General features: G+C 60.8%; 15 protein-coding genes, 2 tRNA genes and 1 pseudogene. 11 read left to right on the top strand and 7 right to left on the bottom strand.

Annotation, left to right across the window (positions count from 1 at the left end; translation table 11 throughout):
- The first annotated feature begins 178 nt into the window (after positions 1-178).
- Together MTP38_RS09875 and MTP38_RS09870 are read left to right on the top strand one after the other, a co-directional pair.
- Positions 179-715 (top strand): phosphatase PAP2 family protein, encoded by a 537-nt coding sequence (locus MTP38_RS09875; protein WP_249233475.1) that lies wholly within the window; start codon positions 179-181, stop codon positions 713-715.
- Between the two features lie 54 nt (positions 716-769).
- Positions 770-877, top strand: a pseudogene (locus MTP38_RS09870) (recombinase family protein); the annotation flags it as partial.
- 147 nt (positions 878-1024) lie between these two features.
- On the opposite strand, the gene MTP38_RS09865 reads toward MTP38_RS09870, so the two are convergent.
- Positions 1025-1100: transfer RNA gene (locus MTP38_RS09865), tRNA-Ala, on the bottom strand.
- Between the two features lie 72 nt (positions 1101-1172).
- Positions 1173-2015, bottom strand: a complete 843-nt coding sequence (locus MTP38_RS09860; RefSeq protein ID WP_249233474.1) for a DNA-3-methyladenine glycosylase family protein — start codon at positions 2013-2015, stop codon at positions 1173-1175.
- Positions 2016-2310: 295 nt separating this feature from the next.
- Between MTP38_RS09860 and MTP38_RS09855 the strand changes: the two genes are divergently transcribed.
- Genes MTP38_RS09855 through citC form a run of 3 tightly spaced genes read left to right on the top strand, consistent with a single transcriptional unit; the run spans position 2311 to position 5581 of the window.
- Positions 2311-3165 carry a LysR family transcriptional regulator gene (locus MTP38_RS09855; RefSeq protein WP_249233473.1) on the top strand — a complete coding sequence of 285 codons (855 nt, stop codon included), beginning with the start codon at positions 2311-2313 and terminating at the stop codon, positions 3163-3165.
- A gap of 12 nt (positions 3166-3177) precedes the next feature.
- On the top strand, positions 3178-4545 hold the full coding sequence (gene citG, locus MTP38_RS09850; RefSeq protein WP_249233472.1) for a triphosphoribosyl-dephospho-CoA synthase CitG: 1368 nt from the start codon (positions 3178-3180) through the stop codon (positions 4543-4545).
- A complete protein-coding gene (gene citC / locus MTP38_RS09845; protein WP_249233471.1) occupies positions 4538-5581 on the top strand; it encodes a [citrate (pro-3S)-lyase] ligase in 1044 nt (347 codons plus the stop codon). Before citG ends, citC begins: the two co-directional genes overlap by 8 nt.
- A gap of 70 nt (positions 5582-5651) precedes the next feature.
- Here the strand turns inward: citC and MTP38_RS09840 are convergent, their stop codons facing one another.
- Positions 5652-6506 carry a hypothetical protein gene (locus MTP38_RS09840; RefSeq protein WP_249233470.1) on the bottom strand — a complete coding sequence of 285 codons (855 nt, stop codon included), beginning with the start codon at positions 6504-6506 and terminating at the stop codon, positions 5652-5654.
- 140 nt (positions 6507-6646) lie between these two features.
- Between MTP38_RS09840 and MTP38_RS09835 the strand changes: the two genes are divergently transcribed.
- Positions 6647-7189 carry an AAA family ATPase gene (locus MTP38_RS09835; RefSeq protein WP_249233469.1) on the top strand — a complete coding sequence of 181 codons (543 nt, stop codon included), beginning with the start codon at positions 6647-6649 and terminating at the stop codon, positions 7187-7189.
- Here the strand turns inward: MTP38_RS09835 and MTP38_RS09830 are convergent.
- From MTP38_RS09830 to MTP38_RS09820, 3 genes are all read right to left on the bottom strand, one after another.
- Positions 7149-7478, bottom strand: coding sequence for a hypothetical protein (locus tag MTP38_RS09830; protein ID WP_249233468.1), 330 nt, complete (start codon positions 7476-7478; stop codon positions 7149-7151). The genes MTP38_RS09835 and MTP38_RS09830 overlap by 41 nt on opposite strands.
- Positions 7479-7796: 318 nt before the next feature.
- Positions 7797-8480 (bottom strand): gamma-glutamyl-gamma-aminobutyrate hydrolase family protein, encoded by a 684-nt coding sequence (locus MTP38_RS09825; RefSeq protein WP_249233467.1) that lies wholly within the window; start codon positions 8478-8480, stop codon positions 7797-7799.
- Between the two features lie 85 nt (positions 8481-8565).
- Positions 8566-8657 (bottom strand) — tRNA-Ser (locus MTP38_RS09820).
- Positions 8658-8910: 253 nt separating this feature from the next.
- Here MTP38_RS09820 and MTP38_RS09815 point away from each other — a divergent pair.
- Positions 8911-9930 (top strand): alpha-hydroxy-acid oxidizing protein, encoded by a 1020-nt coding sequence (locus MTP38_RS09815; protein WP_249233466.1) that lies wholly within the window; start codon positions 8911-8913, stop codon positions 9928-9930.
- Between the two features lie 69 nt (positions 9931-9999).
- On the opposite strand, the gene MTP38_RS09810 is transcribed toward MTP38_RS09815, so the two are convergent.
- A complete protein-coding gene (locus MTP38_RS09810; RefSeq protein WP_249233465.1) occupies positions 10000-10950 on the bottom strand; it encodes an RluA family pseudouridine synthase in 951 nt (316 codons plus the stop codon).
- Positions 10951-11123: 173 nt separating this feature from the next.
- Here MTP38_RS09810 and MTP38_RS09805 point away from each other — a divergent pair, with 173 nt between their 5' ends.
- The 4 genes from MTP38_RS09805 (at position 11124) to MTP38_RS09790 (ending at position 16118) form a co-directional block, all read left to right on the top strand.
- Positions 11124-11858, top strand: a complete 735-nt coding sequence (locus tag MTP38_RS09805) for a hypothetical protein (RefSeq protein ID WP_249233464.1) — start codon at positions 11124-11126, stop codon at positions 11856-11858.
- A gap of 420 nt (positions 11859-12278) precedes the next feature.
- Positions 12279-14939, top strand: a complete 2661-nt coding sequence (gene alaS / locus MTP38_RS09800) for an alanine--tRNA ligase (protein WP_249233463.1) — start codon at positions 12279-12281, stop codon at positions 14937-14939.
- 278 nt (positions 14940-15217) lie between these two features.
- The gene (locus MTP38_RS09795; protein ID WP_227621261.1) at positions 15218-15550 is read left to right on the top strand and encodes a histidine triad nucleotide-binding protein; all 333 of its coding nucleotides are present in this window, start codon (positions 15218-15220) and stop codon (positions 15548-15550) included.
- A gap of 28 nt (positions 15551-15578) precedes the next feature.
- Positions 15579-16118: a phosphoribosyltransferase family protein gene (locus MTP38_RS09790; protein ID WP_249233462.1), complete on the top strand. Its 540-nt coding sequence runs from the start codon at positions 15579-15581 to the stop codon at positions 16116-16118.
- Positions 16119-16129 lie beyond the last annotated feature (11 nt).

Raw genomic sequence — 16129 nt, 5'->3', positions numbered from 1 at the left:
AAAATTGCGATGGTGCAGCATGAAAACAGCATATTTGTGATATGCGATTCAACGCTGGTGCATAAAAGGTGAACTGCGATAATGACTGTTTAAGACTTGGTCGATTTTTGTTCACAAACTTCTGGTATCCTGTAGATGGTATCCTGTAGACAGAACGAAACGAGAAAGAGGAAACTTCATGAACGCCGAACTCACTTTCCTGAACGCTCTGCAAGCCCTGCGCACACCTGCGCTGGACGGAGTCATGCGCTTTTTCACCCATCTGGGCGACTCCGGTTTTGTCTGGCTGGCGCTGACCGCTCTGCTGTTGGCCTTCCGCGGGACGCGGCGGGCGGGCTGGGTGCTGGCGGCGGCACTGCTCTTCGACGCCGTCCTCTGCAATATCCTTCTCAAGCCGATGGTGGGCCGCATCCGCCCCTGCGACATCCTCACGGAGGTGGAGCTTCTTATCCCCCGCCCGGAGGATTTCTCCTTCCCCTCGGGGCACACGGCGGCATCCTTCGCGTCGGTGACGGCCCTCTGGCTGGCAGGGAAAAGGCAGTGGGCAATGGCAGCGCTGCCGCTGGCAGTGCTGATCGCGTTCTCCCGGATGTACCTCTGCGTCCACTTTCCGACGGATATTCTGGGCGGCGCGGTGCTGGGCACTGCCTGCGGCTGGCTGGGCGCGTGGTCTATCAAAAAGCTGAAAGAAAATAAAACGGTGCGCCCCCGCTGAGCGCACCGTAGATGGAAGAGGCGCAGTTCAGCTCCTGAGCCTGATAAAGATTATGCCCGAAAAGGCAAGTTTGACATTCTGCTGGTGTTCATGTTCGACCAAATCGGACGCATCGCAGATGAAACGCCGTTTGTTGTAGAACGGTTTGTGCGAAACGGCATCTTTGCGATATACAGTTTGCGGATGTTGCTTGTGCATTAAAAACGCAAACTGCTATAAAAACGGTGCAGGCGAAGCAATACAGCCCCCCAAAAATCGGCTTCAGTAAAAAGAAAAGCACTGTACTTCCTGCGAAGTACAGTGCTTTTTTGGTGGAGAATAGCGGGATCGAACCGCTGACCTCTTGCATGCCATGCAAGCGCTCTCCCAGCTGAGCTAATCCCCCAGAGCTGGTGTGTCGTCCCTGACGACGTTGATTATTATACCAGCCTGAGACCCGGTTGTCAACAGTTTTTTTTCATTTTTTCTGCGTGGAAGTGCTGCGCTTATAGTAGAACAGATACTGCTGCACGATGCCGGCCTGCTGGCCGTAGGCGGGGAAGGGGTCGCGCCCGCCAAATTCCTCGTCGATGAGACGCTGGATCCAGACGTCGATGGGGGCCATCGCGGTGCGGCCATAGCCGAAGAGGCAGACGCAGTTGGCGACTTTTTTGCCGACGCCGTCCAGCGTGAGCAGGCGGGAAAAGAGGGCGTCGTCGGGGAGGCCGGCCAGCGCATCGAGGTCGAGGGTGCGGGCGGAGGCCTGCGCGGCGGCGTGCTGGATGTAGCGGGTGCGGTAGCCCAGCCCGCAGCCCGTCAGCTGCGCTTCTGTGAGGCCGCAGAGCTGCTCCGGGGTGGGGAAGAGGAAGACCTCATCGCCCTCTGCACAGAGCGACTCGCCGCAGCACCGGGCCAGCTGCTCGACGGCGGTGCGGATGGCCGGGATGCTCTTGCGCTGGGAGATGATGAAGGTGACGAGCATCTCCCACGGGTCCTGACGCAGCACCCGGATGCCCTGCCCGAAGGCCAGCGCTGCGTCGAGATAGGCGCTCTGGCCCGTCAGACTCTGCCGCAGGGCGGCGTAGCTGCGGCCCAGATTGAAATATCCGGCCCAGACATCCCAGTCCGCGCCGTACCACGCGGCGTCGTACTGCCCGCAGCCCAGCGGGGTCAGATAGAGCAGCGCTTTGCCGGAAACGAAGCGGCAGCGCCCGTCGGCCAGCTTCCGGGGGCGGAAGCACTGGCCGCTTTCGAGGATCTTGTCGAGGTCGAAGTCGTCTTGGATGGTGACGCGCTGATGGGTGAGTGGAACGGTGCGCATGGGAGACTCCTTTCGGAAGAAGGTCGTGTTCGTCTGGGCTTATTGTAGCACAGAAGCAGGCAGTTTTCCACAAGGAGGACGTGCCGAAGGGCATATTCCGGAAAAGAAGAGATGCTGGACGCAATAATATTCCATTTCGGAATGGACTTTCCGGAAAATCAAGGCGAATATCCCCCTTTTCATTTGGGAAAATCTGTTGTATTATGAATAACAGGTATGGAACGAGACGAAAATGCGCCGGGACAGAGCGCGAACAGGAATGATAAGAAAAGTTAAGGCATGAGGGGAGAGCCACATGGACGAAAAAGATTACGAGCTGCTGCACGCACTGGACGAGACCCGCAACATCACCCATGCAGCGGATAAGCTGTATATGACCCAGTCGGCGCTGTCCAAGCGCATCAAGGCACTGGAGCAGGAGCTTGGGGTGGAGATCGTGCTGCGCTCGCGGCAGGGCATCCGCTTCACACCGGCGGGGGAGCAGGTGCTGCTCCACAGCGCCGCCGCTGCCCGGGAGATGGAGAAGATGCGCCGCCAGCTGGCCTCGATCCAGGGCGAAGCCTGCGGCACCCTGCGGGCGGGCATCTCGGTGAACTTCTCCTATTACCGCCTGCCCGAGGTGCTGACAGAGTACCACAGGGCCTACCCGAAAGTCCGTCTCGACATCGCCACCGGCCACAGCCGGAACATCTACCAGCAGATGCTGGACTCATCGCTGGACGTTGCGGTGCTGCGCGGCGAGTACCCGTGGGACGGCACCCAGTTCCTGCTCTCGCAGGAAAACATCTGCCTCATTTGCAGTGAGGAGAACAAGGAACGTCCCATCTCCGACTACCTCTATATCGACCACAGCAGCGACGCTACCATCAGCGCCCAGATGGCCCGCTGGCGCTACGAGAACGGTGTGACCAACGACACAGGCAACTTTGTGGTGGATAACATCATGGTCTGCCGCGAGATGGTGGAGCGGGGTCTCGGCTGGGCGCTGATGCCGGAAGTGGCGCTGGATGGCTTCAAGGGAAGCGTCAAGCCCTGCACCTTCGAGAATGGCGAGCCGTTCGTCCGACGCACCTATATTTTCTGCCAGAGGGACGCTGCGGCCCTGCCGCAGGTGCAGCTTTTTATGGATATGCTCAAGAAGCATCGTTGAGAGGAGAAGAAAATGGAGACAACTGTTTCGCTGGTCCAGATGCTGGATGCGCGGGAGCGCCGGGTGCAGCACCAGCAGGCATTGCTGGCCCAGTACCACAAGCCCCTCATCTGCTTTACCATGAACATCTGCGGCCCGGTGAAGGATTCACCCCTCATCCGGCGGGGCTTTGCGCGGGGGCGTCAGCTGCTGCGTCAGCAGTTCCTGCGGGCGAAGCTGGTGCCACTGCGGGAGGACGCCATCCGGGAGGACACGGGCTGCGAGGCGTTCTATGTGCTGGACGCCGACCCGCTGACCATCAAAAAGTTCACCACCGACATCGAGGACGCCACACCGCTGGGGCGGCTCTTTGATATGGACGTCATCCGCCCGGATGGGCGGAAGGTGGACCGGGAGGAGCTGCATCTTGAGGGGCGCCGCTGCCTGATCTGCGGCGGGCCAGCCAAGGTGTGCAGCAGCCGCCGCGTCCACACCGTGGCAGAATTGCAGGAAAAAACCACCGAGATCCTGACCGATGCCCGGGATGCGCAGGACATCGCCGACGCGGCCCGTCTGTCTGTCCGCGCTCTGCTGTATGAGGTGACGACCACCCCGAAGCCCGGCCTTGTAGACCGGCGGAACAGCGGCAGCCACAAGGATATGGATGTCTTTACCTTCATGGACAGCGCCGCCGCCCTCTACCCCTATTTTGAAGCCTGCGCCCGGATGGGCCGCGGCACGGCAGAGCGGCCCGCCTCCGAGACTTTCGAGGCCCTGCGGCCTCTGGGCTGTGAAGCAGAGGGGGAGATGCTGGAGGCCACCGGCGGCGTCAACACCCACAAGGGCGCTGTCTTTTCGGTGGGCATCGTCTGTGCGGCGCTGGGCCGTCTCGACCGTGCACTCTGGGCCGATGCAGCCCGGGTGCTGGCCGAGGTGTCCGCCATGACGGCGGGCCTTACCGAAAAGGACTTTGCGGACGTCACGGCGGAAAACGCCGCCACCACAGGCCAGAAACTCTATGCCGAATACGGCATCACCGGCGTGCGGGGGCAGGTGGAGGCCGGGCTTCCTGCCGTGCTGAACATCGGCCTGCCGACGCTGAAAGCCGGACTCGCCAAGGGCTATGACTTCGACCGGGCAGGCGGCGGGGCGCTGCTGGCGATTCTGGCTGGCAGCACCGACACCAACATCATCGCCCGTTCGAGCCGGGCGCGTCAGCAGGCCCTCGCCGAGGAGCTGAAGGCCCTTCTGGCCGAGACGCCCTACCCGGACAGGGACGCGCTGGCGGCGCTGGATGACCGCTTCATCGCGGAGAATCTTTCGCCCGGCGGCAGTGCCGACCTGCTGGCGCTGACCTATCTGCTCCATTTTATCACGACGGAGGGGAATAACGATGAGTGAATATACCATTTCGCAGGTCTGCCCGACCGATCGGACCGTTCTGGCCCAGATCGATGCGCTGCTGCAGCAGGAGGGCATCCGCCGCGACGGCAATCTGGACTACATCTGCGCCATGTTCGACGAGGAGTACAATGTCATCGGCACGGGCAGCTGCTTCGGCAACACCCTGCGGTGCTTTGCGGTCAGCAGTGCCCATCAGGGCGAGGGCCTGCTGAACCAGATCATCACCCACCTCATCGAGGTGCAGTGTGCGCGGGGAAATCTGCACCTGTTTTTATACACCAAGGTGAAAAGCGCAAGATTTTTCGGCGACCTCGGCTTCTATGAGATCGCCCGGGTGGAGGATACCCTCGTCTTTATGGAGAACCGCAGGGACGGATTCGGGGCCTATCTGCGCGCACTCGAAAAGACAAAGACTGGGGGAAAGTGCGCGGCCCTCGTCATGAATGCCAACCCCTTCACCCTCGGCCACCAGTACCTCGTGGAAAAAGCTGCGGCTGCCTGCGATACCCTCCACCTCTTCGTGGTCAGCGAGGATGCCAGCCTCGTGCCCTTTGCGGTGCGCAAAAGGCTGGTGGAGGCGGGGGTGGCCCATCTGCCCAATGTCGTACTCCACGACAGCGGCCCTTATATCATCTCCAACGCCACCTTCCCCAGCTATTTCCTGAAGGACGAAGCCGCTGTCATCGACGGCCACGCCCGGCTGGATCTGGCGGTGTTTACCAAAATCGCGGCGGCCCTGAACATCACCGCCCGCTATGTGGGCGAAGAGCCGACCAGTCAGGTGACGGGCCTTTACAATAAGATCATGTGCGAGCAGCTGCCCAAGGCGGGCATCGAATGCATCGTTGTGCCCCGCAAGGAGGCAGACGGCAAAGCCATCAGCGCCTCCACGGTCCGCCAGTGCTTGCAGTCTGGCGATTGGGAAACGCTGAAGACCCTGCTGCCCCAGACCAGCCTCGACTACTTCCGCAGCCCGGAGGCCGGGCCGGTGCTGGCCCGCATCCGCAGCGCGGGCAATGTCGTCCATTATTGAGAAGAGATTCTCCCTCTCTATAGACCCATCAAAAAAGCAGACGCGGAAGTGCGTCTGCTTTTTTGATGGGTCAGTTTGTGGTCTGGGTGGCCGACTGGATCATCTTCCAGATGGCTTCGAGGCTCTGGCGGATCTGGGCCAGCGTGGCAATGTCGCCGTCGTTCATCCGGGAGGCCGGGGGAGAGAGAACAGTTTTAGTGGCGGTAACGGTGCCGGTGAGCTGGATGTGGACGTTGTGCTCCGGGATGGTCAGCAGGATGTGGACAGGGGTGGTGTCCGAGAAGAGGCTGTCCATCGGGAAACCCAGCACGAGGGTCGTGCCGTCGGCTGCGGCGGGGAACTGATAATAACGGTAGCCGTCCCGTGCGCCGGAGGGGGAAGTCTTTTTCAGCCCTTTGAGGGAGAGGGTGAAGCCGGAAAGCTCCTGCAGCTCGACGGTGTTGGTCTCGACGCCCAGCACAGCGGCGGCCTGCGTCTGGGAGATGTAGTCGCCCAGACTCCAATCCGGCAGCAGAACGCCTGCGATGGAGAGCTTATCTGTGACCGACTGGCGCAGGACGGTGTAGAGCTGGCCGACGTCGAAGAGGGTCTCTTCTGCGTCGATGTACACCCGGGTGAAGGGAGACGCCTTGACCGAGCCGTCCGCGTTGAGCTGGTAGAAGGACAGCTGCAGTCTGCCGGGGGCATACTGGCCGCTGACGCTGCCGCTGGAGGCGTTCACCCGGTTCAGGATGCTCAGCAGCGGGGGCGTCTGGGGGCTGTTGGGAGTGATCTCGTAGCGGAGCGTGAAGGATGCGCCGCTTTGCAGGGCGGTGACTTTGCTGTGGAGCTTTGCGAAGACCACGCCCACGGCGACAGCCGCGGTGAGCAGCACGGCCAGTAAGACGATAAGCAGAGGATTGACACGTTTTTTGGGAGATGCCATCTGCAAGACCTCCTATCATGGTTTCTGTGATTATAGCATACGGGCCGGGCGGCGAAATGTCAAGCCGGAACTTGACGCCGCAGGGCAGCGGGCGTATACTGACTAATACGTCTATTTATATAAGGAAAAAGGAGGCAGATATGAAGATCGTAATTCTGGGGACCAGCGGCAGCGGGAAATCCACGCTGGCAAAGCGTCTGGGCGAAACATACGGCCTGCCGGTGCTCCACATGGACACCGTACATTTTTTGCCCGGCTGGGTGGAGCGGCCCTTCGCCGAGGAAGAAGCCATTGTCCGGCAGTTTCTCGACGAGAACGCAGGCGGCTGGGTCATCGACGGCAACTACACCAAGACCTGTTACGCCCGGCGGCTGGAAGAAGCGGATAAAATCATCGTGCTCTGGTTTTCGCCGCTGGTCTGCCTCTGGCGGGCGGTACGGCGCTGGCAGCAGAACAAAGGCCGTGTGAGGGAGTCGTCTGCGCCCGGGTGCGAAGAGAAGATAGATGCCGAATTTGTCCGCTGGATCCTCCACGATGGGCGTACCGCCAAAAAGCGGGCGGAGATGGAGAGGATCGGGGAAGAGTATCCTGAAAAGTATGTGATGATACGAAACCAGCGGGAGCTGGATGGGTTCTTGGAGTTTATAAAATCAAAGGATTCTCGCGCTGGTGGCGCGGGGTAAATCGCTGTTGCGGTAAGGCTAAGTTCTCTTTTGCGTGCCAAAAGAGAACCAGAAAAGCACCCGCTACTTTCGAGGCGCGGGAGGCACGAATCAAGGGCTGCTCGCCCTTGATAATCCCGGAGGAGATGTCGAAACGGAAAAAAGCTAGCCGCTGCGCTAAACGCTTTTTTCTCGTTTCTCCGACTTGCTGCTTCGCAGCTGGTGTTACGTTTTCGCAGGGCGTGAAGTTCAGCAGAAAGGTGAAATCTTCGGCGGAGCCGTAAATAGGAGAAGCACAAAAAATGCGCAACAGCGACGACCGCCGCCTGCGGCGGATACAGGGAGGAGCTGTTGGGGCCGCGGTCAGCAGGACACGAGTGCCGCTCAAGGCACGAAGTGGACGCTGGGCACCGCAACCCGTCTTAGCGCAGCGGCTAGCATTTTTGGGCTTCGACTTCCGTCTTGGGTTTGTTAAGGGCGAGCAGCCCTTAACTCGTTGCGGGGAGAGTGGAGTCCAGAGGTAGGGAGGGGGGAGTCGAAACACCCCTCCCTGCCTCTGGCCCGCGCGGAGCGCAAGCCACTTGACCGAAAGAAAAAACATCCCCCGCGCTACCAGCGCGAGAACCATTTACCCTCTGCAAGCCTCCACAAACGCATCAAACAACCCCTGCTGCGCCGGGTCTGCATCGCTGAGCCACTCCGGATGCCACTGGACGCCGAGGCAGAAACGTGCGTCCGACTTTTCCAGCGCTTCCACGATGCCGTCCTCACTGAGGGCGGCGACCTCCAATCCGGGGGCGGTGCGGTCGGCGGCCTGATGATGCTGGCTGTTCACGAGGACGGTGTCCTGCCTCAGCAGACGGGAGAGCAAAGTGCCCCGCCGCACCGTGACAGTGTGGACTTTCGCCCAGTGGTCGTTGTGGGGGACGTGCTCGAAGGGCTTGATGTCCTGATACAGGGTGCCGCCCAGCACGGCGTTCATCACCTGAATGCCCCGGCAGATGCCCAGCACCGGCTTGTCTGCGGCGAGGAAAGCCCGCAGCAGCTTCGGTTCGGCGGCATCCCGCAGAAGATTCGGCTCACCGCAGGCGGGGATGCGCTCCTGCCCATAAAAAGCGGGGTCCATGTCACCGCCGCCCGGGAGCAGCAGGCCGTCACAGGTCAGCGCTTCGGCCACAGCGGCGTCCGGGTCAGAAAGCTCTACCCAGTGCACCTCGGCCCCGGCCCGGGCCAGACTTTCCAGATATTTCGACTGCGCGGTGGTAAGCTCCGGGTCGGTGCTCATCCGGGGCATGGCGATGCTGATAGACATATAGACTATCCTTTCTGTCCTCTCCCTCTGGGAGAGCCTTTTTCGGAACAAAACAAAAACCCAGAACCATCGGTTCTGGGTTTTGTGGCGGAAAGATGGGGATTCGAACCCCAGAACGCTTTTGACACGTTACACGATTTCCAGTCGTGCGCCTTAGACCAACTCAGCCATCTTTCCACATCTTCAGTTCTCACCGCTTCAGGCCGTGGCCCTCAGCGCTCCACTATAATACCTGAAAGAAGGTCTTTTGTCAAGCTTTTTTTCAAAAAAGTTTGTATTTTTTCAAAAATGACGAAGCAGCGAATGCGGTGGGGCCGAGAGCGTCGAAAAAGCTCTTGACGCAGGCGCGAAACGGGACTATGATGAGGGCAGAGAGTATGCAGGGCGCAGAAGCTCCGCGAAAGACAAGGAAAATCAGGAGGAAAAACAGATGAATTATTCAGATGTTTTGGCCAATGCCCGCCAGTGCATCGGCAAATACTGCAAGGCCTGCCCCGTATGTAACGGCGTGGCCTGCAAGAACCAGATCCCCGGCCCCGGTGCAAAGGGCGTGGGCGACACGGCCATCCGCAATTACAATAAGTGGGCCGACATCCGGGTGAACATGGACACGCTGTGCGAGAACGGCACCCCCGACACCCACGTCGAGCTGTTTGGCCGCAGCTTTAAGTATCCCTTCTTCGCCGGCCCGGTGGGCGCGGTGAATCTCCACTACTCCGATACCTACACCGACATGACCTACAACGACGTGCTGGTGCGGGCCTGCGCCGAGAGCGGCATCGCCGCCTTCACCGGCGACGGCACCAACCCCGACGTCATGACCATGGCCACCAAGGCCATCGGCAATGCCGACGGCTGCGGCGTGCCCACCATCAAGCCGTGGAACATCGACACCATCAAGGAGAAGATGGCGCAGGCCAAGGCCAGCGGCTGCTTTGCCGTGGCCATGGATGTGGACGCCGCCGGCCTGCCCTTCCTCAAAAACATGACCCCTCCGGCGGGCAGCAAGAGCGTGGCCGAGCTGGCCGAGATCGTTAAGCTGGCCGAGCGGCCCTTCATCGTCAAGGGCGTCATGACCGTCAAGGGCGCGCTGAAGGCCAAGGAGGCCGGTGCTGCTGCCATCGTGGTGTCCAACCACGGCGGCCGCGTCCTCGACCAGTGCCCCACCACTGCCGAGGTCCTGCCTGAGATCGCCGCCGCCCTCAAGGGCACTGGCGTCAAGGTCCTCGTGGACGGCGGCATCCGCACCGGCGTCGATGTCTTCAAGGCGCTGGCTCTGGGTGCTGACGGCGTCCTCATCTGCCGCCCCTTCGTCACGGCTGTCTACGGCGGCGGCGAGGAAGGCGTCAAGTGCTACATCGACAAGCTGGCCGGTGAGCTGGCCGACACCATGCAGATGTGCGGTGCGCACTCCATTGAGGAGATCACCGCAGATATGGTGCGGGTCTGATACGAGATAAGAACGCAAAAGGGACGGCGCAGTGGTGAAACTGTGCCGTCCCTTTTGTATGATCAAAAATTACTTCAGAGTCCCATCCAGCACCTGCTGATAGTACCACGGCTTCGGGGCGTGGAAGGTCTTGCCGCTGAGGAACTCGAAATCGGGCTGATTGAAGTGAGGCATGGTCAGCTCCCACGCGCAGAGGGCCTGATACTTCAGCTTCAGCTCGCGGTTGGCAGTATTGTTGCCGTACTTGCTGTCGCCGAGGATGGGGCAGCCGATGCTGGCCATGTGGGCACGGATCTGGTGGGTGCGGCCGGTGATGAGCCGCACCTTTAGCAGGGCCAGACGGCCCGAGACGGCGATGGTCTCATACTGGGTCTCCACATCCTTCGCGCCGGGCTGCTTGTCCTCCACGATCTTGACGATGCCGCGGTCGGCGTCCTTGAGCAGATAGCCGCCGAGGGTGGCGTCCGGGGGCGTAGGACGGCCAAAGGTGACGCAGAGGTAGGTCTTTTTCACCTCGCGGCTCTTGATGGCGGCGAGGAACAGCTCCTCGGCCTCGGGGGTCTTGGCGATGATGACAAGGCCGCTGGTGCCGGTGTCGAGACGGTGGCAGAGGGCGGGGGTGTAGATGTCGTTCTCCTTATACTCGCCCTGCTGGCTGAGGTAGAGCAGAGCGCGGTTGAGCAGGGTGTCGTCGTCCGGGCCGTCCACAGCGAGGCCGGCGGGCTTGTTGACGATGAGGATCTGAGGGCAGTCGTAGACCACCTGTGCCGGGCCGCGGGCGTTCTTCCACGCTGGGCCTTCCACCCGTCTGTCGGCGTCCAGCACATCGTCGAGGATGAATAGCTTGATCTCGTCGCCCGCCATGACACGGGTGGAGAGGGGCTGCTTTTTGCCGTTGAGCTTGATCTTGTTTTCGCGCAGGGCTTTGTTCAGCCGACCGGGGTTCAGCGCGGGGAACTGCTGCATCAGATAGTTGTCCAGCCGGGTGGGGGCGAGACATTTTACTTTCAATATTTTCACGGAAGTTTCCTCTCTAAGGTTAAGAATGAGTTAAGATTTGCTTTTATTGTAGCGAATCCAACTTCCTGCGTCAAGTTGGGAGTTTACTTTTTCCCAAAACAAGTGTATACTGTGCCAGTGCAAAACAAGTTAGGCATGAAATACCTATTATAGAGAGGGAAGAAGGTATCGATATGAAGAACGATAAGAAACGGATGCTCCTTGCAGGCGTTCTGGCGCTGAGTGTTCTGACCGGCTGCAGCTCTGCCAGCGCGGCCAGCGCCACCAGCAGTATGGCCGCTTCGATGGCTGCGGCCAGCCCTGCCGCCAGCAGTGAGGTCGTCTCCCAGCCCGAAACGGCGGAGGGCGTCGTCCTGCCCATCGCTCAAGGCAGTCTGGAAGAGATGAAGACCGGCTCCGATCAGTTCGCGGCGGACATCACGAGCGTGGATGCCAAAAAGCACCAGATGACCATGACGGTCTACGCCTACGACACCTATCGGACCGAAGACATCGACGGGCTGGAAGCAGGCAAGGCCATCCGCATCCATCCGGACGGGGCCGTGGAGGCACAGGACCTGACCGTCGAGAGCATCGAGCGGGACGAGGAGACGGGCATCGTTTCCATCAACGGCGGCATCGAGCAGGGCGGCGTGGACCTGTGGCGCAGCAATGACGTCTACCGCACTGTCACCTACGACGATTACCCGGTCTATTATATGGTGGGCGAGCTTGTCCTGCCGATGGATGAGAACATCACCCTCAGCGACAGCTCTTCCGGTGTGGACGCTGCATCGGTGGAGACCGACGGCACCAACGGCGTGGCCAGCGCCGTCGGTGCGGATCTGGACAGCTGGACGGAGTACAACACCACCGTCTCCACGACCGACGGCAAGGTGAGCAATATCCTCCGCATCTGGGTGCCGTAAGGGGAGTTTTTTGTAAAACCCGTTGACAAATGGCCTGACTATGCTATAATCTGAAATGAGCGCAGAGGAGCAGGGTGCCCCTTTGCGTGTGAACGGAAATTATGGCAAATGGCAAGGATGGGGCCAGAAGGATGTGTGCCGCCGCCCAGAGAGAACGCCCTTGGCTGAAAGGCGTTCCGGCAGAGCATTTTTTACGCCACCCCGGAGCTTCCGGCGAAACGAACCGGACGCTGCGCAGCGTTACAGCGCACAAAGCGGCAGAGGCCCGGCGGGCTTTTCTGCAATTTGGGTGGTACCACGGAGCTTTTCAGACAGCCTTCGTCCCTTTTCGGGATGAGGGCTGTTTTTTGTTTTTTGTCAGCCTGCCATAACAAACTGCGTCCGGAGGAGGACGCCGATACACGAGGAGAGATAAAAACTATGCAATGGACCGGTTTGAACGAACTGCGTGACAAGTACCTTACCTTCTTTGAGGGCAAGGGCCATCTGCGTCTGGACAGCTTCCCGCTCGTCCCGAAGAACGACCCCAGCCTGCTGCTCATCAACAGCGGCATGGCCCCCATGAAGAAGTGGTTCCTCGCTCAGGAGGAGCCTCCCCGCCACCGCGTGACCACCTGCCAGAAGTGCATCCGCACCCCTGACATCGAGCGCGTGGGCATCACCGCCCGCCACGGCACCTTCTTCGAGATGCTGGGCAACTTCTCCTTCCAGGACTACTTTAAGGAGGAGGTCATTCCCTGGGCTTGGGAGTTCCTGACCAGCGACGAGTGGATGGCCATCCCGAAGGACAAGCTCCACATCTCGGTCTACAAGGAGGACGACGAGGCTTACGACATCTGGACCAAGAAGGTGGGCGTCGCCCCCGACCACATGGTCCGTCTGGGCAAGGAGGACAACTTCTGGGAGCACGGCTCCGGCCCCTGCGGTCCCTGCTCTGAGATCTATTTCGACCGCGGCCCCGAGTACGGCTGCGGCAAGCCGACCTGCGGCGTGGGCTGCGACTGCGACCGCTATATGGAGATCTGGAACCTCGTGTTCAGCCAGTTCGACGCCGACGGCAAGGGCCACTACGAGCGTCTGGCCCGCCCCAACATCGATACCGGCATGGGTCTGGAGCGTCTGGCCTGCGTGATGCAGGGCGTGGGCAACCTGTTCGAGGTCGATACCGTCCAGAGCGTGCTGCACCATGTGGAGCACATCGCGGGCAAGACCTACGGTGCTGACCCCAAGGAGGACATCTCCATCCGCGTCATCACCGACCACATCCGCAGCTGCACCTTCATGGTGTCCGACGGCATCCTGCCCTCCAACGAGGGCCGCGGCTATGTGCTGCGCCGTCTGCTCCGCCGCGCTGCCCGCCATGGCCGGATGCTGGGCATCAGCCGCCCCTTCCTCGTGGAGCTGGTGGAGACGGTCATCCAGTCCAGCGAGTCCGCTTACCCCGAGCTGCGTGAGCACGACGCCTATATCAAGAAGGTCATCGGCACCGAGGAGGCAAACTTTGCCCGCACCATCGATGCCGGCATGAACATCCTGAACAACATGATCGACGGTCTGGAGAAGGCTCACCAGCACCTGCTGAAGGGTCTGGACGTCTTCAAGCTGAACGACACCTTCGGCTTCCCCCTCGACCTGACCAAGGAGATCGCCGCCGAGCAGGGCATCGAGATCGACGAGGAGGGCTTCCACGCCGAGATGACCAAGCAGAAGGAGCGTGCCCGTGCCGAGCGCCTCAAGAAGAACATCTCCGGCTGGAGCGAGGACCTGTTCGGCGCTCTGACCGCTGACCTCACCGAGTTCGTGGGCTACGACAGCCTCAAGAGCGACAGCGTCGTCGTGGCTCTGAGCGACGAGGAGACCCTGACCGACGCCATCGCCACCGACGAGCAGGCCAAGGAAGGCGTGCTGGTGGTTCTGGACAAGACTCCCTTCTACGCTGAGATGGGCGGTCAGGCCGCAGACCACGGCGTCATCACCGGCCCTGAGTGCGTGCTGCGGGTGCAGGACGTCAAGAAGACCCCCAAGGGCTACTACGTCCACACCTGCACCCTCGAAAGCGGCATCGTCCATGTCGGCGACCACCTGACCGCCTGCGTGGATAAGGAATACCGTATGGCTATCGCCCGCAACCACACCGCCACCCACCTGCTGCAGGCTGCTCTGCGCGAGGTGCTGGGCGACCATGTCCATCAGGCAGGCTCTTATCAGGACGCCGAGATCACCCACTTCGACTTCACCCACTTCAGCGCAGTCACCCCCGAGGAGCTGGCCCGGGTGCAGAAGATCGTCAACGATAAGATCTACGAGTCGATGAACGTCACCGTCAAGGAGATGCCCATTGAGGAGGCCAAGAAGCTGGGCGCAATGGCCCTCTTCGGCGAGAAGTACGGCAAGGTCGTCCGCGTGGTTGACATCGAGGGCTGGTCCACTGAGTTCTGCGGCGGCACCCACGTCAAGAACACCGCCCAGATCGGCGGCTTCAAGATCGTCAGCGAGTCCTCCGTTGCCGCCGGCATCCGCCGCATCGAGGCTGTCACCGGCCGCAACCTGCTCATCCGTGCAAACCTGCAGGAGGCAATGCTGCACACCGTGGCCAACACCCTGAAGGCCAACAACATCACCTCTCTGCCCATCCGTGCCGAGGCCGTCATGGCCGAGAACAAGGCCATGAGCAAGGAGCTGGAGGAGATCAAGGCCAAGGTCGCCGCCTCCAAGGTGGACAGCCTGTTCGACAATGCCGAGGAAGTCGGCGGCGTGAAGATCGCTTCTGCATACTTCACCGGCACCTCCGGCGACACCCTGCGCGGTATGTGCGACTCCATCCGCGACAAGGCCGTGAACCCCTGCGTGGCGGTTCTGGTCGGCAAGACGGACGATAAGATCACCATGGCTGTCACCGTCAACAAGCTGGCACAGGAAAAGGGTCTCAAGGCAGGCAATCTGGTCAAGGAGATCTCTGCCATCGCAGGCGGCAAGGGCGGCGGCAAGCCCGACTTTGCTATGGCCGGCCTGAAGGAGGAGACCAAGATCGACGAGGCTCTGGCTGCGGTCAAGGGCATCGTGGAGAAGCAGCTGGGCTAAGGATAACCTCTCCGTCACGCCTGACGGCGTGCCACCTCTCCTATCGAGGAGAGGCCTTGGCATTCCGGAAAGCTTTCCCTCTTCGCCAGAGGCTCCCCTCGGTAGGGGCAACGACGACGACCGCCGCCAGTGGCGGAAACAGGGAGTCGCTGTTGGGGCAGCGGCCAGCAAGACGCAAACGAAGTGCTGCGGATGCTGGGTGCCGCAACCCGGCCTTGTCGAGCGATAGCGAGACTGAGAGGTTGACTCATTAAAAAATATTGGAAGGAGCGATTCCCATGGAAGATTGTCTGTTTTGCAAAATTGCAGCGGGGGAGATCCCCTCGAAGAAGCTCTATGAGGACGAGCAGGTGGTGGCATTCTACGACATCGCCCCGCAGGCCAAGGTGCATTTCCTCGTCATCCCGAAAAAGCACATCCCCTCGGCCGCTGCACTGACTGAGGCTGACGGCGCTCTGCTGGGCCATGTGTTCGCGGTCATCGCAAAGCTCGCCAAGGAGCAGGGCCTCGACAACGGCTACCGCGTCATCTCCAATGTGGGCGAGGACGCCGGCCAGACCGTCAAGCATCTGCACTTCCATGTTCTGGGCGGCGAGAAGCTGCCTGTCTGATTCCGGAAAATGAAGGAGATCGTTGAATATGGCTAAGACTTATACCCTGAACGTCGCGGGCCTGACCCGTGAGCTGACCATCTGCAAGGTGGACGACCACTTGGACATCGCAGCCTTCATCATGCTGGGCGACGCCGAGCTGACTGTGGCTGCTGCCGCCGAGCTGCTCAAGAAGTGCCCGGAGTTCGACATCCTGCTGACCGCTGAGGCCAAGGGCATCCCGCTGGCCCACGAGATGAGCCGCCAGAGCGGCAAGCCCTACGTCTGCGCACGCAAGGGCGTCAAGCTGTATATGCCCGACCCCGTCGTCGTCGAGGATCAGTCCATCACCACGGCAGGGAAGCAGAAGCTGGTCATCGACCGCAAGGAGCTGGACAAGATGAACGGCAAGCGGGTGCTGGTCGTGGATGACGTCATCTCCACCGGCGGCTCCCTGAAGGCTTTGGATGAGCTGGCCGAGCAGACCCAGTGCACCATCGTGGGTCAGGCGGCCGTTCTGGCCGAGGGCGATGCAGCACAGCGCAAGGACATCATCTTCCTTGAGCCGCTGCCGCTGTTTTTCCACTAAGCTGAGATGCG

Source organism: Faecalibacterium sp. I3-3-89, assembly GCF_023347275.1.
GTDB classification, from domain to species: Bacteria; Bacillota; Clostridia; order Oscillospirales; family Ruminococcaceae; genus Faecalibacterium; species Faecalibacterium butyricigenerans.
Note: the sequence above shows the minus strand (reverse complement) of the source record. Positions and strands in the feature narration are given on the sequence as shown.